Source organism: Pseudomonas sp. SLFW (genome assembly GCF_009905615.1).
GTDB lineage: Bacteria > Pseudomonadota > Gammaproteobacteria > Pseudomonadales > Pseudomonadaceae > Aquipseudomonas > Aquipseudomonas bambusae.
This window is the reverse complement of sequence record NZ_JAAAKW010000018.1, coordinates 41,079-62,276: the sequence shown is the minus strand read 5'-3', so window position 1 is coordinate 62,276 and position 21,198 is coordinate 41,079. Positions and strand designations below refer to the sequence as shown.

Genomic DNA, 21,198 nt, shown 5'->3' with positions numbered 1-21,198 from the left:
ACCTGCTGCGACAAGAACAACACCCTCAGGGAGCTTGACATGGAAAAGCTACTCGACACCGTGAAACACGCAGGCCTCAAACGCCGCTGGCTGCTGATCATGCCGATCGTGTTCATCACTTACAGCCTCGCCTATCTGGACCGCGCCAACTACGGCTTCGCCGCCGCCTCGGGCATGGCCGAAGACCTGCACATCACCCCCGGCATGTCGTCGTTGCTCGGTGCGCTGTTTTTCCTCGGTTACTTCTTCTTTCAAGTGCCGGGGGCGATCTACGCGCAAAAGAAGAGCGTTAAGAAGCTGATCTTCGTCAGCCTGATTCTCTGGGGTGGCCTGGCGACCCTGACCGGCATCGTCTCCAACGCCTACATGCTGATCGGCATCCGCTTCATGCTCGGCGTGGTAGAAGCGGCGGTCATGCCCGCCATGCTGGTGTACCTCTGTTACTGGTTCACCAAGGCCGAGCGCTCACGGGCCAACACCGTGCTGATTCTCGGCAACCCGGTGACCATGCTGTGGATGTCGGTGGTGTCTGGCTATCTGGTGGCGCATTTCAGCTGGCGCTGGATGTTCATCGTCGAGGGCTTGCCTGCGGTGATCTGGGCCTTCATCTGGTGGCGCCTGGTGGACGAACGTCCGACCCAGGCCAAGTGGCTGACCGCCGAGGAAAAGACCGAATTGCAAGCGCGTCTGGACGCTGAGCAGGTCGGCATCAAGCCCGTGAAGAACTACGCCGAAGCCTTCCGTTCGCCGAAAGTCCTGCTGCTCGCGGCGCAGTATTTCTGCTGGAGCATCGGCGTGTACGGCTTCGTGCTGTGGCTGCCGACGATCATCAAGAAAGGCATGCAGATGGACATGGTCGAGGCCGGTTGGTTGTCAGCGTTGCCTTATCTGGCGGCGGTGATCGGCATGGTCGTGGTCTCGTGGGCGTCGGACAAGACCCAGAAACGCAAACTGTTCGTCTGGCCGCCCCTGCTACTGGCTGCCATTGCGTTCTACGGCTCCTACGCGCTGGGCACCGAGCATTTCTGGTGGTCGTATTCGCTGCTGGTGATTGCCGGGGCCTGCATGTACGCGCCGTATGGCCCGTTCTTCGCCATTGTTCCGGAAATCCTCCCGGCCAACGTCGCAGGCGGCGCCATGGCCCTGATCAACAGCCTCGGAGCCCTCGGATCGTTTGCCGGTTCGTATCTGGTGGGGTATTTGAACGGCGCGACCGGCACGTTGAGCGCGTCGTACCTGTTCATGAGCGGCGCGTTGCTGATGTCGGTGGTGCTGACGTTGCTGCTGAGGCCCGACACAACGGTAAAGCCCGTGCGTGATGAACCGACGGTTCGTCGTGCGGCAGCGCATCCATAAACCAAACGCAGCCTTGTGGGAGCCGGCTTGATACGGGCCGACTCCCACAGAATGCTGCGTCAGATCACAAACCGGGTCACCATCGCTTTCAGATCCACCGCCAGACGCGACAGCTCGTGGCTGGCCGCGCTGGTCTGGTTGGCACCTGCCGCTGTCTGTGCCGCCAGATCGCGGATGTTCACCAGGTTGCGGTCCACTTCCCGCGACACTTGCGCCTGTTCTTCCGAAGCACTGGCGATGACCAGATTGCGTTCGTTGATCTGGCTGATGGCTTCGGTAATGAGTTCCAGCGCATCCCCTGCCGAACTGGCCAGACTCAAGGTGCTGCGGGTGCTGTCGGTGTTGCGTGACATCGATTGCACCGCGTCGCCGGTCCGGGACTGAATCCCGGCCACCATCTGTTCGATTTCCGTGGTCGATTGCGCCGTGCGATGGGCCAACGCCCGCACTTCGTCCGCCACCACCGCAAAGCCGCGTCCCGCCTCCCCGGCCCGCGCCGCTTCGATGGCGGCGTTGAGTGCCAGCAAGTTGGTCTGCTCGGCGATGGAACGGATCACGTCCAGCACTTTGCCGATGTCACGGCCCTGCTCCGCCAAGCCTTCGACGAGACCCGTGGTTGCCTGAATCTGCTGGGTCATGTCCTGAATCGACTTGACCGTCTCCACTACGCGATCACGGCCCTGACGCGCCGTCTGGTTCGACTGCTGGGACGCTTCGGACGTGGACACCGCGTTGCGTGCCACTTCTTCCACGGCCGCTGTCATTTCATTCACCGCCGTGGCGGCCTGCTCGATCTCGTTGTTCTGCTGTTGCAGGCCGCGCGAAGACTCCTCGGTGACCGCACTCAGCTCTTCTGCCGCCGACGCCAGCTGGGTGGCCGAGCCTGAGATCAATTCAATGGTTTTGCGCAGGTTCTGCTGCATGGTGCCCAGCGCTTTCAACAGCTGCGCCGGTTCGTCCTTGCCGTCAATCTCGATCGGACGGGTCAAGTCGCCACCGGCAATCTCTTCAGCCACTCGAACCGCTCTGGACAGCGGGTTAACGATACTTTTGGTCAGCAGCCAGGCGAGCAGAACGGTCAATAACACCGCTGCCACCGAGACAGAAATAATCCCGACATTGGCACCGTCATACTGTTCTTTCGAGATCACTGCAGCCGCAGCAGCCCCTGCTTTATTGATGGCGATAAGTTGGTTGATCTGCACCCCCATCAAATCCGTAGCATCTTTCATGCGCGTGTTGATCAAGTTGCGCATGTCTTCCATCTTGTCCTGACGCGACAGCTCTAACACCTGGTTCTGCACGTCAAGAAAAGTGCTCAGCGTGGCGTCGAACTGCCGGTATACCGACAACTCCTCACCTTCGGCGGGCAACGCTGCGTAGTTCTTCTTCGCCTCCTGCAACTTGCCGATAAGTTCAGCAATACGGCCATCGGTTTCTCGAAGCGCTCCGGGTTCACGGTTGACCAGCGTGCGGAACGAGGTGATGCGCAGGCGCAGGGTGTTTTCCAGCATGTTGCCCAGGTAGCCCACGCTCGGCAGTTGGTTGGATTCCATGTCAGTCGTCGCCTGCCGGATCACGGCCATGCGGTTCAGGGAAAAAAAGCCCAGTCCGACCACCAGAACCGCAATGAATGCGAACCCCAGGAATGCGCGTGGCGCGATGTTCATGTTTCTTATCGACATGGGATGTCTCTCTTTAAAGTGCGGCGAAGTGCATCCATGCGACGATCCGGCATTCGGAACTCCACGGTCTTGACTCAAACGGTGACGGACGAAATGCTTCTAGGTGTTTTCAGTGCCCCTGATCTTCTATCGGCAGCGGGCCAACATTTATTCAGTGATCTTTAGAATATTTTTTGCACCGTGCCAGACGCGGGATCCAAAACTAGGAAGATGGCCATCATGTGTTAAACAAACTTTACATAGACACTGCTTAGGCAGTGTTTAAAGTTTTTTTGACGCCAATTTAGTTGCTCTTATTGAGGACATCACGCCCGAATAGCTCTAAAGGATGGTGTCCATAAGCCTTATACCTGAATAATTATTTAACCTTGGAGAAAATGACAAAAGGATATAAAGAACCATGAGCTGAATCAAAGAAGCGTAAAGATTCAAACGATGTAGGATTTTTTTCTCATCACTGTAAGAAGTCGGTGCTACCTTTACCTGACTTCTGATCTGTGAATCCTGCCCTCGATCAACGCGGAACTCGACAAAGCAGCGAGGTGCTCCGGCACACGAGCTGCGACGTTCTTCGAAGCCGGACGCCAGACCCTGTTTTTCCTGCCCTGCGGAGCTTTGGCATTGCTCGATTGAACGAGGTGGGTCCCATGAATAAAGTCACGTTCCCCAACGCCTGCCAGCTGATGCGCTGGCATTTTCATCCGGTCGGCTTCGAAGCCAGCATGGATGCACCCAGCAGCATGGTCGCGCGCCTCTTCGACCGAGCCAGCGGTGAAACGGTGATCGCCATTGCCGGGATACCCTGCGCAACGGTGATGAACGCGATGGACGTGGAACGCATCATCGAAGCCATTGAGCTTGAGCTCGAAACCTTCGTGCCGCAGCAGACGCTTTATCTGCATCAGGCTTGAACACATTCCCGAACATCTCGGGATCAACTCTGTGGGGCGCGAATTCATTCGCGAAAACGGTACATCCGAGGGTGATGTGCCGTCTGGAAGATCGATTCGCGAATGAATTCGCTCCCACAGTTGAATCAGCGTTCGGCCTCAAACGTCGTGGCGATACTGGAAGCTGTTAGAGGGGCGCGCATCACGCGTCCGTCGCAACACTTCCCCGTCGATCTTCAAAGAACGCCTTATCCCCGGCAATCCGCGCCGACGCTCTGGACGTGGCCGTCTCGTCATTGCCCGCCGCGTCGATGAACCAGTAGCAATGCCGCACCGCCCGGGTGATGGCTACATAGGCCAGGCGCAATACCTCGTCTTTCTGCGCGTTGTCGAACGCTTCCAGATCGCCCTCCCGGCCCAGACCCGCCAACTGATAGACCTGATTCTTGTAGGGCGATTGCGTCAAGTGCTGACAATCGCCGAGCAGGAAGACCGCGTCCGCCTGAAGCCCTTTGGAGCTGTGATACGTGAGTTGCTTGAGACGGCGTTCCTGGGGTGGCAGCGCGTAATCGGCGTTGACCACCGCTTGCAGCGCCTCCGGCAACTTCGCCCGCTCGCTGCCCTTGCGGTACAGCAGCAGGACGGAATCACCGGCGTTGTAGTGTTCGATCAGGCTGGCGACCAGTTGGTCGTCGTCGCGGTCCAGCACGGTGACCGGCAACAGCGTCTGCTCTGCCCCACTCGCCCTGGCCTTCTTGCCACTGATGGCGGGCGCGGCGCGGACGATGTGCTCGGCCGCATCGATGATGTGCTGGTGGCTGCGGAAGTTGTCGCTGAGCATGACCTTGGTGGTCGACGGCGAGGAAAACTCCTTGGGAAATTCCATGAAGAACTTCGGCGAGCTGCCGCGCCAGCCGTAGATCGATTGCCAGTCATCGCCCACGCACAACAGCGACGAGCGCTGCGCACCCCGGCCGGCGTGCAGCGTGACGCCTCGACTGCGGACTTCCCGCAGGCAGGCGCGAATCCACGACACGATCTGCGGTGACACGTCCTGGAATTCGTCGATCATCAGGTGCGACAGCGGACGCAGCCCGTCATCGCTCACCAGCTTCAGGTTCTCGGGCGACTTCTCGCCGAACAGCGAGAACATGCGGTTGTAGGTCATGACCGGCGGGGTCTGTTCCAGCAGGTGGTCTTCGAAGGCCTTCAAGAACAGGCTCAAGGCCTCGAAGAAGAACCGGTCCGGGTCTTCACTGGAAAAGCTCATCTGCGACACGGCGTCCGGCACGTCCAGCCCGAGGTTCTCGATAAAGCCCGCCGCCGCGACGAAACAGTCCAGCAACGGCGCCGCGCTCAGTTCCCCTTTGACCTTGTACTCGAAACCCGGCCCTGCGACTGCGGCGCCTGACAGTGACTGCATCATGCCCCGCGACGCGTCGTAGTTCTCCAGCCAGATGACGGGCTTGCGGCAGAACGCCTGGAACAGCGTGCGTTTGATCACCCACTCTGCCCACACGGGCAGCTTGGCGTCGGGCCGCCGCAGGTGCTGGTCCTCGCTTGGGTCGAAGCCCAACACGATCCACGCGTCCAGCTCGGCCGCGTAGCCATGCACGTGAAAGATCAGCCCGCTGACTTCCACGGTCTGACGCATCGGCTCGACGCCCTGAATCGGCCACGCACCCTTACGGATCCAAAGGTCTTCGATGACGTCGCACAGTTCCTCGTCGCGCTTGGACGACAGGCCCATGACCGTGATGCGTTTCTGCACATCGGGGTGGTCCCGGTCCAGTTCCTTGAGCTGCAACGAATGCCGGTACAGCGGCGCCATGACCTCGCGAAAACGCGGGTTGGCGGCGTACAGGTCGCGGTAGCAGAGGTTCATCTGCTGCCGTTGCGCGTCATTGATACGCAGGTCAAACGGGTTGCTGTCCTCGCCGTCGTCCAGCCGTTTGCCGAACAGGTCCGCGGTCTGACTGCTGAGGTTTTCGAACGCCTGCACCTGTTCGAACCCTGGCAGGCTGCGCACCAGCGGGAGAATGCGCGAATGGAACGTGCGAACGACGTCCCGCGCCTGACGCAGCGACAGGTCGTGGCCCCACAGGCCCATAACTTCGATCAGTTTGTTGATGAAATCTTTCCGCGACTCGCGGGTGAAGGTCACCACAGTCATGGCGTCCAGTTCGAAGCCCAGGTAGTGATGCAACAGCAGCACCCGAAGCACCAGCGAGGTCGATTTACCCGCCCCGGCGCCCGCGATGACGTAGGTGGACGGCGTGTCGCTGAAGATCATCTTCCATTGCGCGGCAGTGGGTTGTGCGTGAGGGGGCAGCTTTTCGGCGACATCGGCCTTGATGCGCTTTTTCAGCTCGTTGCTCAGGGGCAGGCGCCAGTCATCGAACAGGTGATCGTCCACCCTCGGCCCGCGATGCTCCAGCGGTCGCGTGTCGCGAATCACCAGGACGCGGCGCCCTTCCTCGATGCCGTCCAGGTGCCCTTCGGCGTACCCCTCGTTCATGCCCTCGGCGTGGCCGTTGAGGAAGCCGTCGGCGTGCCCCTGTTTCCAGGAGGGCACGTGCTGCGCTTCAAGACGTGACAGGCTGCCACCGATCAGGCGGGCCAGCAGGCGTTTGAAGAACGGCAGGCGGTCGGGGATGGTCAGGTCGGGAGGCAGTTCGTGGGGTGGCTCGGCGGGGAAATCGTGCGACACGCGGGCTCCAGCTATCAACGTTGGGCGAATAGGCGCCTATGGTCGCCCCATTCGTCGTGAAGCTCCAGCGAAATGCTTTGCGGTCATGGGGTTAGCCGATCAAGTGCAGGTAAAGGTCAACGTTTGGCGCTCATTAAATATCGGATTATCTGATTGTTATTACGCAAAACTTACGCTTTTTATCGATATGACTTTGACGGATCATTGCTCCATCGACTAACAGCGGTGCCCCCTTTGAACGACCCGGCCCTGCTAACGGAGGAACTGATCATGCTGCAACTGAGACCTTTCACATCCCTCGGCGGCGCCGACCACGGCTGGCTGAACGCGCATCACCACTTTTCGTTCGCCAACTACTATGACCCGGGCCGCATGAGCTGGGGGCAACTGCGGGTCTGGAACGATGACGTGATCGAAGCCGGCACTGGCTTTCCACGTCACCCGCACCGCGACATGGAAATCATCACCTATGTCCGTGAAGGCGCGATCACCCACGAAGACAGCCTAGGCAACCGTGGACGTACCGAAGCCGGTGACGTGCAGGTGATGAGCGCCGGGACCGGCGTGGCCCACAGCGAATACAACCTGGAGTCGAAAGAGACGCGGATTTTCCAGATCTGGATCATGCCGGATGAAGTCGGGGCTCCGCCGTCCTGGGGCGCCAAACCGTTCCCGAAAGGCAACCGCGAAGGCTTCGTGACGCTGGCCAGCGGCAAGGCGGACGATGACATCGAGCTGCGAATTCGGGCGAATGCGCGGTTGGTGGCGGCGAACCTGAAAGCGGGCGAAACCGCGGAATATGCGCTGGATGAAGGTCGCCGTGCGTATCTGGTCCCCGCGACCGGCAGCATCGAAGTCAACGGCCTGCGTGCTCAAGCCCGGGATGGCGTGGCCGTGGAGCAAGAACGCGTGCTGCGCGTGACGGCCATTGAAGACAGCGAGATTGTGCTGGTGGATGTGGCGTAAAGCCCCTGCAATGCAAACGCCCCGGTTTCGTGAGGAACCGGGGCGTTTTTTTGTCACAGGATTATCCCTGTGGGTTGTCTTTCATCGATCCTGTGAGATAGCGGTGCATCGCAGCCAGGCGACCGATGCGCAATCCGGAACTACTTCGGCGCGATGGCCGCATCCACCAGCACCTGCGCTTCGGCCACCAGGCGTTTCAGGTGGTCCTCACCCTTGAAGCTTTCGGCGTAGATCTTGTAGATGTCCTCGGTGCCGGAAGGCCGCGCGGCGAACCAGCCGTTTTCAGTCATCACTTTCAAACCGCCGATTGCCTGGTCATTGCCCGGTGCCTTGCTGAGGATCTGCTCGATCTTCTCCCCTGCCAGCTCGGTCGACGTCACCTGCTCCGGCGAGAGTTTGCTCAACAGCGCCTTCTGCTCGAAGTTCGCCTTGGCCTCGACGCGGGTGGAAACAGGCTCGCCCAGTTCATCGGTCAGCGCCTTGTACATCTCGCTCGGGTCGCGGCCTTTGCGGGCACGGATTTCTGCCGCCAGCAGCGCCGGGATCAGGCCGTCCTTATCGGTGGTCCAGACCGAACCGTCACGACGCAGGAACGACGCCCCCGCACTCTCCTCGCCACCGAACCCCAACGAGCCTTCGTACAGCCCCTCGGCGAAGAACTTGAAGCCCACCGGCACTTCGTACAAACGACGGCCCAGACGCTGGGTCACGCGGTCGATCATGCCGCTGCTGACCACGGTCTTGCCGACCGCCGCATCAGCGCGCCAGTCAGGACGGTTCTGGAACAGGTAATCGATGGACACCGCCAGGTAATTGTTCGGCGCCAACAGGCCACCGGTCGGGGTGACGATGCCGTGACGGTCGTGGTCCGGATCGCAGGCGAACGCGACCTGGAAGCGATCTTTCAGACCGATCAGGCTCTGCATCGCGAAGTTGGACGACGGGTCCATGCGGATCTTGCCGTCCCAGTCGACGCTCATGAAGCGGAAAGTCGGGTCGACGAATTTGTTCACCACCTCCAGGTTCAGGCCGTAATGCTCGCCAATGGCCGACCAGTAACGCACGCCCGCGCCGCCCAGTGGGTCAACGCCCAGACGCAGATTGGCGCCACGGATGGCGTCCATGTCGATGACGTTCTTCAGGTCGGCGACGTAGGTGTTCACGTAGTCGTGGCGGTGAGTGGTGTCCGCGCGCAAGGCCTTTTCAAGCGTGATGCGTGTGACGCCGATGATCTTCTCGGCAAGCAGTTCGTTGGCCTTGGTTTCGATCCACTTGGTGATGTGCGAATCGGCCGGGCCGCCATTGGTGGGGTTGTATTTGAAACCGCCGCTTTCCGGCGGGTTGTGCGACGGCGTGATGACGATGCCGTCAGCAAGGCCCGACGTACGGCCTTTGTTGTAGCAGATGATCGCGTGGGACACCGCCGGAGTAGGCGTGTACTCATCGCCTTCGGAAATCATCACGTTGACGCCGTTGGCCGCCAGCACTTCCAGCGCCGAGGCGGCTGCCGGGGTGGACAGCGCATGGGTGTCGGCGCCGAGAAACAGCGGGCCATCGATGCCGTTGGCCTGACGGTACAGGCAGATGGCCTGACTGATTGCCAACACGTGCCATTCATTGAAGCTCAGGTCGAACGAGCTGCCACGGTGACCGGACGTGCCGAAGGAAACCCGTTGGGTGGGAACCGAGGCGTCCGGCTGGCCGGTGTAATAGGCCGTCACCAGACGAGGAAGATCGACCAGCAATTCCGCAGGCGCCTGTTTGCCTGCGAATGGACTGATGCTCATGGGAAACCTCCGTGGATGGAAAACGTGAGAAGAAGAAAAAAGAGGCAGCGCAACAGATAAAAATGCCGGTATCGCGGCAGTTTACTGGCAGTTGGACCGCCTTGCTCGGCTATCGATCCGTAACCGCTTGAGACAATTGCACGGGCCGACCTACAGCTGCCACCACGTCGGCAACAACTGCTGAATCTTGTGCTCGGCAAACCGGTCGTCGATCAGCATCACCACCCCACGATCATCCTGACCGCGAATCACCCGCCCTGCCGCCTGCACCACTTTCTGCAGGCCGGGGTAGAGATAGGTGTAATCGTAACCGGCGCCGAACAACAGGCTCATTCGCTGCTTGAGCTGTTCGTTGACCGGGTTGATCTGCGCCAGGCCGAGGGTCGCGATGAACGCGCCGATCAGCCGCGCCCCCGGCAAATCGATCCCTTCACCGAACGCGCCGCCCAGCACCGCGAAGCCAATGCCCTGGCTCTCAGGGGTGAAACGATCGAGGAATGCCTGCCGATCAGTTTCGGCCATGCCCCGCGACTGCTGCCACAGGGGCACGTCGGGGTGGCTGGCGCGCATCAATTCCGCCACCTGTTGCAGGTAGTCGAAGCTGCTGAAGAATGCGAGGTAGTTGCCAGGGCGCACCTGGAATTGCTCGGCCATCAGCGCCACGATGGGCGCCAGCGACGCCTGTCGATGGGTGTAGCGGGTGGAGATGCGGCTGACGATGTGCACGTCCAGTTGCGCCTTTTGAAACGGCGACTCGACATCGATCCACGCCGTGTTCTCCGGCAGACCCAGCAGGTCGCGGTAAAAATGCCGGGGGTTGAGCGTGGCCGAGAACAGCACCGTGCTGCGGGCGGCGGTGAGGCGCGGGCGAATGAATTCGGCAGGCACGACGTTGCGCAGGGTCAGTTTCGACAGCGCCTTGTTGCCCCTCGCCTCGCGCTTGCTGATGTCGAACAGGTAATGCTCACCGAACAGCTCGGCAATCCGCCCGAACTGGATCGCTTCGAAATAGAAGCTTTGCAGTTCGCCGTTGGCCGCGTGGGGATGATCGTTGAAATAATCACCGAACGCGGCGACGCACAGGTTGAGCGCCGAGAGGAATTTGCCAGGGGTCGCGGGATAGGCCTGGTACGGCGCGACCTGGTCCTTGTGCAGCGCGTTCCACTCGCGATTAAGCCGTTGCAGGGATTTTTTCAAGGGCTCCGGCGCGCTCTGCCGGACCTGATTCAAAACGAATTGGTCGAGGCTCGCGCTGTACATCTGCCGAGCACGCTCGACCATGTTGTGTGCCTCGTCCACCAGCACCGCGACGCGCCACTGATTGAACTGGCACAACCCGAACAGCAAGGCGCTGAGGTCGAAGTAATAGTTGTAGTCGGCGATCACCACGTCCGACCAGCGCGCCATTTCCTGGCTCAGATAATAAGGACAGACGTCGTGCCGCAAGGCCACTTCACGCAACCCGGGCTGATCCAGCCAGCGGTGGGCCACAGCCTCGCTGCGGGCGGCGGGCAAGCGGTCGTAAAACCCTTTAGCCAATGGGCAGGAATCGCCGTTGCAGGCGTTGGCGGGGAATTCGCAGGCCTTGTCCCGCGCGACCATTTCCAGCACACGCACATCCAGCTCGGGGGCGCTGCGGCCGATCACGCTCAAGGCATCCAGCGCCAGCTTTCGGCCCGGGGTCTTAGCGGTAAGAAAGAATACCTTGTCGAGCTTTTGGGTCGGCGTCGCCTTGAGCATCGGGAACACCGTGCCGATGGTCTTGCCGATGCCGGTCGGCGCCTGCGCCATGAGGCAACGCCCGGTGCTGACGGCCTTGTACACCGACTCCGCCAACACCCGCTGGCCCGCTCGGAACGCACCGTGAGGAAATTTCAGATCGGTCAGCACGTCGTTTCGCGTTTGAACATGGGCCATTTCCTGACGTGCCCAGTGCAGAAAAATCTGACACTGCGCCTCAAAGAAGGCCTTGAGTTCATCAGCGCTGTGCCGTTCGCGAATCAGGGTTTCCTGCTCGTTGATGATGTTGAAATACACCAGCGTGACGTTCACTTCAGCCAGCTTCAACTGCTGACAAATCAACCATCCGTACACTTTGGCCTGGGCCCAGTGCAGCTGCCGGTGATTGGCGGGCATCTTGTCGAGGTCGCCGCGGTAGGTCTTCACCTCTTCCAACTGATTGAGCGCCGCGTCATAGCCGTCGGCCCGGCCTCGGACGTTCAATTCCTGGTAGGCGCCGGACAGGGGGACTTCGGCTTGATAGTCAACCCCGCGACTGGACGCCACCGTGCGATGTCCGGCGATCCCCTCTTGGGCCGTGGGCGATGGCGTGAAACGCAGATCAAGGTCTCCGACCTTGGCCGTGAACTCGCACAAGGCCCGCACCGCGATGGCATAGCCGTGCTGCGGATCGACCGCTGGCTGCACAGGCCCGGGCGGCGATGCATCCGGGCCGGCATCGACAGCGGGTTCGGGGGAAAGGATGGCGGTCACGGGAAGTGGCAACAGGCAGTCTGAATACTGGACGGGCATACAGATAGCAGGTGCGCGGTGGGTCTGGCAAACAGAAATGGATCGGCGGCGCCCTGGACCAGAGCACCGCCGCGAACTTGATCGTCCGCTACGAACGCCCTACCCCAACCGCTCCTGCACCAGCGCATTCCTGACATGCACCAGCATCGACTCGATGTTCTGGGTCCAGTCCGCTGCGCCGCTCAGGCACAGGCTCTGTTGGTGCAACCCGCGCACGCTGAACAGCTCACCGGGGGCGATGACGATGCGTTGTTCCAACAGCCGCTCGAACACCCGCCCCATGTCCACGCGATGCTTGCTTTCCAGCCAAATCGTCGCGCCGCCCTGAGGCCGTTCAAAGGTGACGTCGTCTCCCAGGAAGTCATCGATCATCAGCCCCAAATGCTCCACCCGCTGCTGCAAACACAAGCGCAAGACGTGCAGGTGTTTGTCCAGTTGGCCTGAGTTGTACAGGCGGGCGATGGCTTTCTGTCGAATGGGTGGCAGGCGAAACGAGCGCAGCAACAGCTGGCGGTGCCACAAGGCGCGGGAATGGCGGGTCAGCAGGTAGCCGAACGGCGCCTCCAGGCCGATGGTCTTGTCGAAGGCGCCGACGATCAACAGCCTTTCCGGATCGATCAAATCCCGCAACGGCGTGAATTGCTCGTCGAAGCACAGGCCGCCCTGGCTGTCGTTTTCCAGCACCCAGACGCCGTGCCGATTCAGCACCTCGGCCAACCGTTTCCGCTGTTCCGGCGCCATGATCCGACCGCGCACGGTGTCCATTCGCGACGACAGCACCGCCATTTTTACCTCGCTGTGGCGCAATAAGCCTTCCAGCTCGTCGGGATCGATCACGCCGTCGGCATCCGTACACAGCTCGATCACCCGAACGCCAAACGATTGCAGCGTGCGCAGGATATTCCAGCCACACGGCGACTCGACCAATACCGCGCAATCCCGCAATTGCAGCGCCTTGAGCACCGTCTTGAGCACGCCGGTCTTGTCCGGACCGATAAAAACGTTGTCCGGGTGCCAGCAATGCTCGGTGGACGACGTGTAATACGCGGCCAGCGCCGTGCGTAATTCGATGTCGCCAAACGGCTGATAGCGTGGGTCGGACTGGCAGGGATAATGCCGCATCAGGTCGCGCTCCACGCTCAGCAACGGGCCGTCCAGCGACTGCAACAGCGTGGGCTCATCGGCACCGAAAACGAACATGTCAGGGCGCCGCGTCCCGGCCTGAAACCGCGCCAGCAAATCTTCTCCCTCGCAGTGAACGTCGTTGCAGGGCTGAGGCAACGCGTAATAACCGGACTTGGGCACCGAACAGATCCGCCCTTCCTTCTCCAACAGCGAATACGCGTTTTGAACGGTTGAAATCGACACCCGCAGCCGTCGGGCCAGCAGTCGCAGGGACGGCAATTTGACGGCCGGGCCTTCGGGCAATTCGTGGGTCAGCCGCGACAGGTAGCGGTACACCATCTGGTAGGCAAAATCGGTCTTGTCGTTATTCATCGGACACACCCCATCCATGCGTAAAACGCAGGGTCAATGAAAGAAAATGCAGCCGCGCAGCAGGTCGCTCATGGCCTGCGACGCCCCCTTCAGCGGCCGGAAACCCGTTCCACCGCCGGTTGGCCCGTGGCGGGGTCGACGGTCGTCACCCAAGCCTTGTCCGGGTCGCTCGCGCGTACGCGGGCGATGATTGAGTGTTTGTCGCCAAAGTCCACGCGTGACCGCGCATAGAGGTTTTGCAGGCCTTGCAGGCTCAAGCCGCTGACGTCCACCAGCCACTGCACCACTTGATCGGGCGCCGGCTGACCCGACAACGCCCGGTGCAGATCGGCCTGCGCCACCAGCATGCCGGGATGACAAGCCCGCAAAAACACTTCCAGCTGCGCGCCCTCGTCGACAAAAGGTGCAAACAACAGGCACACCAGTTGAGCCTCATTGAGGCCGAACGCTTCTTGGGCGTAACCGTCCGCCAGAGTGCGTCGCAGGTCGACTTTTTCCGGCTCGTCATAGGCCGCCAGCGCTTGCTGAATGAGGCGCTTGGGCATGCGTTTGCGGCGCATCATTTCGGCGCCGAGCACCAGGTATTCGGCAATGCCCTCGGCGTATTCCCGGCCTTGAACGAATTGCGCCATGAGCCCGCGCATATGGGCCATGAGCAAAGGGTTCGCGCAATCGGATTCGCTGAAACTGAACGCCAGATCGTCGAAACGGAATCCCAGGAAATCCGTGAGCAACGCCCAATGCTCTTCAGTCTTGAAACCGATCAGATCCGCGACGGGCAAAAATGCAGGTCCCCTGTTCACGTGCGCAAATTCTGGCGCCTTCAGCATGAAATCCATGGGCATTGACTCCTCGCCATACAGCTCGCGGTAATACACGCGGCCGATACGGTCGATGGCGCTGATGGCCTGGCTGAAACCGAGGGGGTTCCAGCGTTCCACGTTCTGGCCGCTGCGCCCGCTCAAGCGCGCGATCCAGGTGGCGTATTGCTTTTGTTCTTTGAGGGTCTCGCCATTGACGACGGCGCTGACGCCGTCTCCCCAATTCGCCGCCCGACCCAGGCACTCGGCCATGCTCAGGTAACACGCGTTGCAAAAGGTGGTCCGGGCATCGCCCGCCGTCAGGTGCCCACCGAGCAGCATGTCGGATCGGTTCTGCTCACGTCCTGCCGCCGAAAAGGGCAAATCGGGTTCGAATGCCTGGACATACCGATGATCAACGACCAGCAACTCCACGCGAGGGTCGTCGTGAAGAAACAACGCCGAATAACAGCGGTGAATGTTGGCCATGACCGCGGACGTCATGCCCGCGTGGCGCATATTGACGACCCGCAACTTGAACGTGGCGGGCGAACGCCCCGCGATACTCAATTGCGCGGCCCGGAGCAACGCCACGGTATAGGCACTGTCCTTGCCACCCCCGAACGCCACCAGGACCCGATAGTTGCCAATCTGTTCGATACCACCAGCGGCAACGATCAGCCGTTGAATCAATAATTGCAGTGCCGTTCTCTCGGCCCGATTGAAATAACTCAACAACCGCTGCAGCACCTGTTGATAAACATAGTTCATCGCTTGTTCGTGAATGGAACTCATAACGTCGACACCTGAAATACTCAGTCCAGCCATAACATCCGAACTTTCCACGACGTTCCGCCGTCGAGGAAAAGCCAATAACCTGTGCCACAAGAACAGCTCGATCCTGGCTCAGGTCAACGATCAAGGGTTCCGAGCCCTGCCCCACAGCCGCCGGAGAGCGCGGGGACGGGCAGAAGACAGGGAAGGATTTCGAACACAGGCGCCCTGCACAAGGTATCGAAAAGGCGCAGCGGAAAGTGTGACATGACTCATTCCTTGAGTTGTATTGACTGAACTATTATCGGTGTCTCGATAATATTTACAAGGTACAGATACCGACTCGAATGGCGCCAGATTTAAACTTCCCTCGCGTTCTTTTAAACACAGTTGTTTATTCAAAACAGTATTCAGTCACAGCAACGGTGTCAGGCACGCGGCACTGACGAATGCAACAGGCTGTTTAATAACACGTCACCCATAAACAAAAAAGCCTTCCAGATCGCGTCAGGAAGGCTTTGTCGGGTGAAACATGGCCGGTAAAAAACGGGACGGGCACCTTGAACCGGCGACCGGATCCACTCATACGACGCTTGGCCACAGCGTCGATCATTCAGCCAGCGCGATGAATTGCGCTCAGGCAGACTCGACTTCCACCACTATGCGACCGCCTTCAGGGCAGCCATCCATCAAGCGGTGCGCTTCGACCAGTTGATCGAACGCAAAGACCTTGGTGATCTGCGGGACCAGCACGCGGTCAGCGGTCAATTGGTTGATGTCACGCAAGGCACGTTTCACGGCTTCTTCGTCTTGAGCGATACCCAGTTCGGGCTTGCCGGTGAAATTGCCCACACAGTGAACGAAGAACTGAATGTTTTTCTGGAACGCTGCACACGCCGGGAACGGCGTCTGATTGCCGCCCTGCAAGCCGTAAAGAATCAGGCTCCCACGGGGTGCAAGTACGTCGCCCAACATGGACATCTGCGGGCCGCCCAAACCGTCCAGGACGATGTCGACACCCCGATTGTCGGTGTACTTGTTGATCGCCATGAGCAGATCCTGCTCTTCGGTGTTCACGACCTTGTCGGCACCCAGCTTCAACAGGTATTCACGGCACGATTCGGTCTTGGTCGCGGCGATGACCTTGATACCTAGTGCCTTGCCCAGCTGCAGGAACGCAGGGCCCGCGCAATGGCTGGCATCGGTCACCAGAGCGGTCTGCCCCGGTTTGGCGCGAGCCAGGTCGACAAAGGCAAAGTACGCCATCAGCAGCGGCGTGTAATGTACGGCTGCCTCATTAGGCGTGAGAATTTCCGGATAACGGGTCACGGAAGTGGCGGGCAGTGTAATCAGCTCGCCATAAACCGGGTGCACGTTAGGGTCTGCAGAGGGAAAGCTGGCCACCTTGTCGCCAACGTTCAGATCAGCCACGCCATCACCGACAGCGGTGATCACGCCTGCCATTTCAGAGCCCAGACCGGCCGGCAGCCGCGCCTGAGAAGAAGCCAGATTCTGGCGCCACAGCACGTCGTACCAGGTAACGCCGATCGCCTGTACGCGCACTTGCACCTCGCCGGGGGCAGGCAACGCGACGGGCACCTCTTCTACCTTGAGTACCTCGGCCGGGCCGAACTGATGAAAACGGATCGTGCGGGACATTTCGAACCTCGCCTTATGAACCTTGATGCCATGAACTCTATCCGGGCTCTGCCGGTAACACTATCAGTGGCTATTAATAGTCGACATGCCTGTCATCGATTCTGTTGTTGAAAGGCGGTCATTAGATAACCATCGAATGCTCACGTATTCAAGGCGGACATTGTTCTTTTCTCACCCGGACTTTGCAACCCGATGCGCACATTCCGGATGAACGTCAGCATGACTGGCACGAAATCCCCCCGGGTCGGGTGGCTCGATCTCTCACGCCTCTTCAGTTGGGTGTCCTGAAATTGCCCAAGTTCAAGGCAAATTATCGATGGTCGTGATGGGTAACACGTTTGTATGCTTGCGCATGCATTCAAGGCTGATCAGAATCGGCATCATTCCGTAACATTCGTTCCCGAGCTGAACACTGGCAAGGCCTCTCTGGCCGCTCATAACCGACCATGTCCCTGAGACCCCCGTCATGAATCGCAACGACCTGCGTCGCGTCGACCTCAATCTGCTCATCGTGTTCGAAACCCTCATGCATGAACGCAGCGTGACCCGTGCAGCGGAAAAGCTGTTCCTGGGCCAGCCGGCGATCAGCGCGGCGCTCTCGCGTCTGCGCGGGCTGTTCGACGACCCGTTGTTCGTCCGCACCGGCCGCAGCATGGAACCCACGGCACGCGCCGTGGAAATCTTCGGCCTGCTGTCCCCTGCGCTGGACTCCATTTCCACCGCCGTGAGCCGCGCCGCCGATTTCGATCCGGCCACCAGCACTGCCGTGTTCCGCATCGGCCTGTCCGATGACGCCGAATTCGCGCTGCTGCCTTCGCTGCTCAAGCGCCTTCGCTCCGAAGCCCCCGGCATCGTGCTGGTGGTACGCCGCACCAACTACATCCTGATGCCTGCGCTGCTGTCATCCGGCGAGATTTCCATCGGTGTGAGCTACACCGATGATCTCCCGGCGAACGCCAAGCGCAAGGTCCTGCGCCGCAGCAAACCCAAACTGCTTCGCGCCGACTCGATGCCCGGCCCCATCACCCTTGATGATTTCTGCGCACGGCCCCACGCGCTGGTCTCGTTCGCGGGCGACCTGGGCGGCTTCATCGATGAATATCTGGAAAAGATCGGCCGCAAACGCCACGTGGTGCTGGCCGTCCCGCAATTCAACGGCCTGGCGACCCTGATCGCCGGCACCGACATCGTCGCCACCGTGCCCGACTACACCGCCGCCGTGCTCACCGCAGCGGGCGGTGTACGGGCTGAAGAATTGCCAGTGGAAGCCCGCACCTTCGAGCTGCACATGGCCTGGCGCGGTTCCCAGGATAACGACCCCGGCGAGCGCTGGTTGAGGTCGCGGATTCAGATGTTTTTTGGCGATCCGGACAGTCTTTAACGCTGTTTGCTGGCCTGTCCGCTTACCGAAGCAGCCGGATATTCTCGTTGATACGGTGCTGAACCATCTGCCGGGTGGCCAAGGTAATGGCGTTCGGGTATTGCTTCTGTGCCAAGGCTTCGAACCCCGCTCCAACATCGCACACGCGATCAATCAGGGCAGCAGCGACGTCCGCCGCAAGCTCGGCTTCTCTGGCAAGACCGAGCATGGCCGCACGGTCGATCGCCAATGCCTCGCCCATGACGTCCATCTGGTGATACCCCCCGGGCCCTTCGCAAAACGTAACGTCGTAAGCGGGCGCCAGGGTCCAGGCGCCGGTTGATGACATCACGTACGCGAAATTCTTCGGGTGATCGTCCCGGTTGTTGAACACCACATTGAAGACGGCACGTTCGAATGCGAGCGCTTTCCCGCGCATGTCGTTGGTGCACAGTTGCGTCGCCCGAAGGAAGTTGACGTAGTCCAATGAGCCCGGCGATGTGAAATCTGCTCCCGTGAATGCCGCAAGGCTCTGCATCGGCACGCGCAGGCCGTTTTTTCGATCAAAGCGCCGACTGGCGAAAGCCGCGAGCCCGTTGGGCAGTTCGAAATACAGGGTATCGGGCGTCGAGATGCCACACATCCGCAGGCACTCGGCATACAACGTCTCAATCGCGCACACTTCGGGATGCTCGCCCCGTGCAGGAAACTTGACCAGCCAGGCCTCGAAGGACGGATTGACCGCCGTTGTGAAGTGGCCGGTCTGCGGGTCGCGGTACACGAGGGCCTTGGGCCTGGCCCCCTGCGGAGAGCCACCCACGAGCATCAATTGCGCCAGAAACTCGCCACCGTCGCCATTGAGTACGTGCCGGACTTCAGCCGCCAGCGCGTCAAGCGAGACGTGTTGCCGGGCCTCCTCCCCTTCGGGTGCCACAGGCTCGAACGTCATCGCGCCCATCGCGTTGTCCCCTACGTACGCAAGTCGCTCCAGAGGCCCGATCCGGGCGGTGTTGAGATGGCGGCGCCTGAACAGCCGATCCATCAGCAGCATGCCCCAGCCATCGGGCAAGGCATCATAGACCGGGCCCGGCAGGCCTAGCTGATGAGGCGCAAACCCTCTGCGCAAGGTTTCGCCTTTAAGCGGGAGGGTGAATGAAGACAGCTCCAGCCCCCGCTTCTTCGCCTCCGCGCTGTATTCGAAAACGATCTGCGGACGCCCGTTGATCGCCGCCGTGGAGACCAGCGTGCCCCACAGCCAACGCTCGCCCCAACCTTCATAGAAAACATGCACTTGCTCAAGCATCAGTAGGTGCCCGCTTCACTCGTTGACGCCGCGTGCTGCGTTCATAACGGCGAATGTCATCAACACTTTCCAGGCGCGGCAGGAACAGCGCTTCGAGTTCCTTGCTTCGACCCAGCACCACAGCGACCCGGACAACGGTCTCCATGCCAACGTTGCGTCCGGCTTCAAGGTTCGACACAGTGGTGACCCCTACGCCAGCGCGCCCGGCCAGATCGCTCTGTGTCATCTGCTGGGCCAGACGTTCGGTGCGCAAGCGCTCGCACAGCTGTTTCACAATCTCGTCCGGTTTACTGAAGTTGAAATCTGACACGATCATGACTCCGCAGTAATAGATGCTTCAGCAAGGAGGATAGGAGGGTGTGCGCCACATATCAATGCTAAATCCATTATATTGGACCTTATGACGAATATTATGAGATAAGCGACACTATAATGGAGTTACCAAGCAGACCTTGATTGACTGCGATCAACGTGGCCATAGAACGACGCCCATTATCGTCCCAACCCCCGTCCCAGAGCCTTTGTAACCGGAAATATCATTCCCGCTGATATTTACCTTCGCCGTATTCGATTCGTGCAATAGAACCCCCGAGAACAGAATCCGCCCATCTCAATAACATCGGCGGATTTTCCCATGGTTCAGTCACTTACTCCCTTGCGCTATCCCCTTGCCGCGCTGGCACTGGTGGTGCTCAGCGCGTGTGGTAAAGGCCCTGAGACGGCAGCGCAGGCTCCGGCGGCAGCCAAGGTCAACGTGGCCAAGGTGCTTGAGCAGCCCGTCAACGAATGGGATGAAGTCACGGCGCGTCTGGAAGCTCCGGAAACCGTGCAGGTTCGTCCTCGCGTTTCGGGTCAGATCGATGCCGTTGCGTTCACCGACGGTGAGCTGGTGAAGAAAGGCGACCTGTTGTTCCAGATTGACCCGCGTCCGTTCGAAGCTGAAGTGCATCGCCTCGACGCCCAACTGCAACAGGCCAAGGCCGCATCGGTTCGCAGCAACAACGAAGCCCAACGTGGCGAGCGTTTGCGCACCAACAACGCGATCTCGGCGGAACTGGCCGACTCGCGGACCACCACCGCGCAGGAATCCAAAGCAGCTGTGGCGGCCATCCAGGCCCAGCTCGATCTGGCGAAGCTGAACCTGAGCTTTACCCGCGTGACCGCGCCGATCACTGGCCGTGTCAGCCGTGCAGAAATCACCTCGGGCAACATCGTCACCGCCGATCAGAGCATCCTCACCAGCGTGGTCTCCACCGACAAGGTGTACGCCTACTTCGACGCCGACGAGCGTGTGTTCCTCAAGTACAACCAACTGGCCCGCGATGGCAAACGCGGCGCGACCAGCCCGGTGTACATGGGCCTGTCCAATGAAGCTGAAAACCCGCATCAGGGCCAGATGAACTTCGTCGACAACCAGGTCAACCCACGCACCGGCACCATCCGTGGCCGCGCCGTGTTCGACAACAGCAAGGGCGAATACACCCCTGGCCTGTATGCCCGTCTGAAGCTGGTCGGCAGCGGCACCTACACCGCGATGCTGATCAAGGACGAAGCCGTCGGTACTGACCTTGGCAAGAAGTTCGTGCTCGTTGTCGACAAGGACAACAAGGCCACCTACCGCAACGTCGACCTGGGTCCGAAACTCGAAGGCCTGCGGATCGTGCGCAGCGGCTTGCAGAAAGACGACCGCATCGTGGTCAGCGGCCTGCAACGCGTGCGTCCGGGCTCACCGATCGATCCGCAAGACACCCCGATGGCCAGCGCCGAGACGCTCGCTGCTCTGCAACAACAGCGCCAGGCACTTGAAGCCAGCAACCAACCGAAGCCCCAGTCCAAACTGGATGCCAAAGTTGCCGCTGCTACGCCACGCGGTTAAGGG

General features: G+C 60.3%; 14 protein-coding genes and 1 pseudogene. 5 read left to right on the top strand and 10 right to left on the bottom strand.

Annotation, left to right across the window (positions count from 1 at the left end; all coding sequences use genetic code 11):
- The first annotated feature begins 39 nt into the window (after positions 1 to 39).
- Complete coding sequence (locus tag GVN17_RS24225) at positions 40 to 1,356, top strand: MFS transporter (protein ID WP_166597804.1); 1,317 nt, start codon at positions 40 to 42, stop codon at positions 1,354 to 1,356.
- Between the two features lie 59 nt (positions 1,357 to 1,415).
- Here the strand turns inward: GVN17_RS24225 and GVN17_RS30085 are convergent, their stop codons facing one another.
- Both GVN17_RS30085 and GVN17_RS30080 read right to left on the bottom strand, forming a co-directional pair.
- On the bottom strand, positions 1,416 to 2,279 hold the full coding sequence (locus tag GVN17_RS30085) for a methyl-accepting chemotaxis protein (protein WP_371928613.1): 864 nt from the start codon (positions 2,277 to 2,279) through the stop codon (positions 1,416 to 1,418).
- A pseudogene (locus tag GVN17_RS30080) lies at positions 2,274 to 3,026 on the bottom strand (MCP four helix bundle domain-containing protein); the annotation flags it as partial. The gene GVN17_RS30085 and the pseudogene GVN17_RS30080, both read right to left, overlap by 6 nt.
- A gap of 644 nt (positions 3,027 to 3,670) precedes the next feature.
- On the opposite strand from GVN17_RS30080, the gene GVN17_RS24215 reads away from it, so the two are divergent.
- Positions 3,671 to 3,952 carry a DUF1652 domain-containing protein gene (locus tag GVN17_RS24215; protein ID WP_166597835.1) on the top strand — a complete coding sequence of 94 codons (282 nt, stop codon included), beginning with the start codon at positions 3,671 to 3,673 and terminating at the stop codon, positions 3,950 to 3,952.
- 181 nt (positions 3,953 to 4,133) lie between these two features.
- Here the strand turns inward: GVN17_RS24215 and GVN17_RS24210 are convergent, their stop codons facing one another.
- Positions 4,134 to 6,641, bottom strand: coding sequence for a UvrD-helicase domain-containing protein (locus tag GVN17_RS24210; protein ID WP_166597802.1), 2,508 nt, complete (start codon positions 6,639 to 6,641; stop codon positions 4,134 to 4,136).
- 270 nt (positions 6,642 to 6,911) lie between these two features.
- Here GVN17_RS24210 and GVN17_RS24205 point away from each other — a divergent pair, with 270 nt between their 5' ends.
- Positions 6,912 to 7,607 carry a pirin family protein gene (locus tag GVN17_RS24205; protein WP_166597801.1) on the top strand — a complete coding sequence of 232 codons (696 nt, stop codon included), beginning with the start codon at positions 6,912 to 6,914 and terminating at the stop codon, positions 7,605 to 7,607.
- Positions 7,608 to 7,747: 140 nt separating this feature from the next.
- Here GVN17_RS24205 and pgm read toward each other — a convergent pair whose 3' ends face one another.
- The 5 genes from pgm to GVN17_RS24180 all read right to left on the bottom strand — a co-directional run bounded on the left by pgm (position 7,748) and on the right by GVN17_RS24180 (position 16,656).
- Positions 7,748 to 9,394, bottom strand: a complete 1,647-nt coding sequence (gene pgm, locus GVN17_RS24200) for a phosphoglucomutase (alpha-D-glucose-1,6-bisphosphate-dependent) (protein ID WP_166597800.1) — start codon at positions 9,392 to 9,394, stop codon at positions 7,748 to 7,750.
- 150 nt (positions 9,395 to 9,544) lie between these two features.
- Positions 9,545 to 11,821 carry an ATP-dependent DNA helicase gene (locus tag GVN17_RS24195; protein ID WP_371928612.1) on the bottom strand — a complete coding sequence of 759 codons (2,277 nt, stop codon included), beginning with the start codon at positions 11,819 to 11,821 and terminating at the stop codon, positions 9,545 to 9,547.
- 204 nt (positions 11,822 to 12,025) lie between these two features.
- Positions 12,026 to 13,423, bottom strand: a complete 1,398-nt coding sequence (locus GVN17_RS24190; RefSeq protein ID WP_166597798.1) for a PLP-dependent aminotransferase family protein — start codon at positions 13,421 to 13,423, stop codon at positions 12,026 to 12,028.
- 89 nt (positions 13,424 to 13,512) lie between these two features.
- Positions 13,513 to 15,018 (bottom strand): hypothetical protein, encoded by a 1,506-nt coding sequence (locus GVN17_RS24185; protein WP_166597797.1) that lies wholly within the window; start codon positions 15,016 to 15,018, stop codon positions 13,513 to 13,515.
- A 615-nt stretch (positions 15,019 to 15,633) separates the two neighbouring features.
- Entirely contained in the window at positions 15,634 to 16,656 is a 1,023-nt protein-coding gene (locus GVN17_RS24180; protein WP_166597796.1) for a zinc-dependent alcohol dehydrogenase family protein, read from the bottom strand.
- A gap of 466 nt (positions 16,657 to 17,122) precedes the next feature.
- Between GVN17_RS24180 and GVN17_RS24175 the strand changes: the two genes are divergently transcribed.
- Positions 17,123 to 18,037 (top strand): LysR family transcriptional regulator, encoded by a 915-nt coding sequence (locus GVN17_RS24175; protein WP_166597795.1) that lies wholly within the window; start codon positions 17,123 to 17,125, stop codon positions 18,035 to 18,037.
- A 22-nt stretch (positions 18,038 to 18,059) separates the two neighbouring features.
- On the opposite strand, the gene GVN17_RS24170 is transcribed toward GVN17_RS24175, so the two are convergent.
- Entirely contained in the window at positions 18,060 to 19,319 is a 1,260-nt protein-coding gene (locus GVN17_RS24170) for a type II toxin-antitoxin system HipA family toxin (RefSeq protein WP_166597794.1), read from the bottom strand.
- Positions 19,312 to 19,635 carry a helix-turn-helix domain-containing protein gene (locus tag GVN17_RS24165; protein WP_218576387.1) on the bottom strand — a complete coding sequence of 108 codons (324 nt, stop codon included), beginning with the start codon at positions 19,633 to 19,635 and terminating at the stop codon, positions 19,312 to 19,314. The genes GVN17_RS24170 and GVN17_RS24165 overlap by 8 nt, the downstream gene beginning before the upstream one ends.
- 318 nt (positions 19,636 to 19,953) lie before the next feature.
- Here GVN17_RS24165 and mexE point away from each other — a divergent pair, with 318 nt between their 5' ends.
- Complete coding sequence (gene mexE / locus GVN17_RS24160; protein WP_166597792.1) at positions 19,954 to 21,195, top strand: multidrug efflux RND transporter periplasmic adaptor subunit MexE; 1,242 nt, start codon at positions 19,954 to 19,956, stop codon at positions 21,193 to 21,195.
- Positions 21,196 to 21,198: the final 3 nt, after the last annotated feature.

What these genes read in the sequence shown, in the direction of transcription:
- GVN17_RS24225 (WP_166597804.1), top strand. Translation starts at nt 40, where the DNA reads ATGGAAAAGCTACTCGACACCGTGAAACACGCAGGCCTCAAACGCCGC.
- GVN17_RS30085 (WP_371928613.1), bottom strand. Translation starts at nt 2,279, where the DNA reads ATGCAGCAGAACCTGCGCAAAACCATTGAATTGATCTCAGGCTCGGCC.
- GVN17_RS24205 (WP_166597801.1), top strand. Translation starts at nt 6,912, where the DNA reads ATGCTGCAACTGAGACCTTTCACATCCCTCGGCGGCGCCGACCACGGC.
- pgm (WP_166597800.1), bottom strand. Translation starts at nt 9,394, where the DNA reads ATGAGCATCAGTCCATTCGCAGGCAAACAGGCGCCTGCGGAATTGCTG.
- GVN17_RS24190 (WP_166597798.1), bottom strand. Translation starts at nt 13,423, where the DNA reads ATGAATAACGACAAGACCGATTTTGCCTACCAGATGGTGTACCGCTAC.
- GVN17_RS24185 (WP_166597797.1), bottom strand. Translation starts at nt 15,018, where the DNA reads ATGAGTTCCATTCACGAACAAGCGATGAACTATGTTTATCAACAGGTG.
- GVN17_RS24180 (WP_166597796.1), bottom strand. Translation starts at nt 16,656, where the DNA reads ATGTCCCGCACGATCCGTTTTCATCAGTTCGGCCCGGCCGAGGTACTC.
- GVN17_RS24175 (WP_166597795.1), top strand. Translation starts at nt 17,123, where the DNA reads ATGAATCGCAACGACCTGCGTCGCGTCGACCTCAATCTGCTCATCGTG.
- GVN17_RS24170 (WP_166597794.1), bottom strand. Translation starts at nt 19,319, where the DNA reads ATGCTTGAGCAAGTGCATGTTTTCTATGAAGGTTGGGGCGAGCGTTGG.
- GVN17_RS24165 (WP_218576387.1), bottom strand. Translation starts at nt 19,635, where the DNA reads ATGATCGTGTCAGATTTCAACTTCAGTAAACCGGACGAGATTGTGAAA.
- mexE (WP_166597792.1), top strand. Translation starts at nt 19,954, where the DNA reads ATGGTTCAGTCACTTACTCCCTTGCGCTATCCCCTTGCCGCGCTGGCA.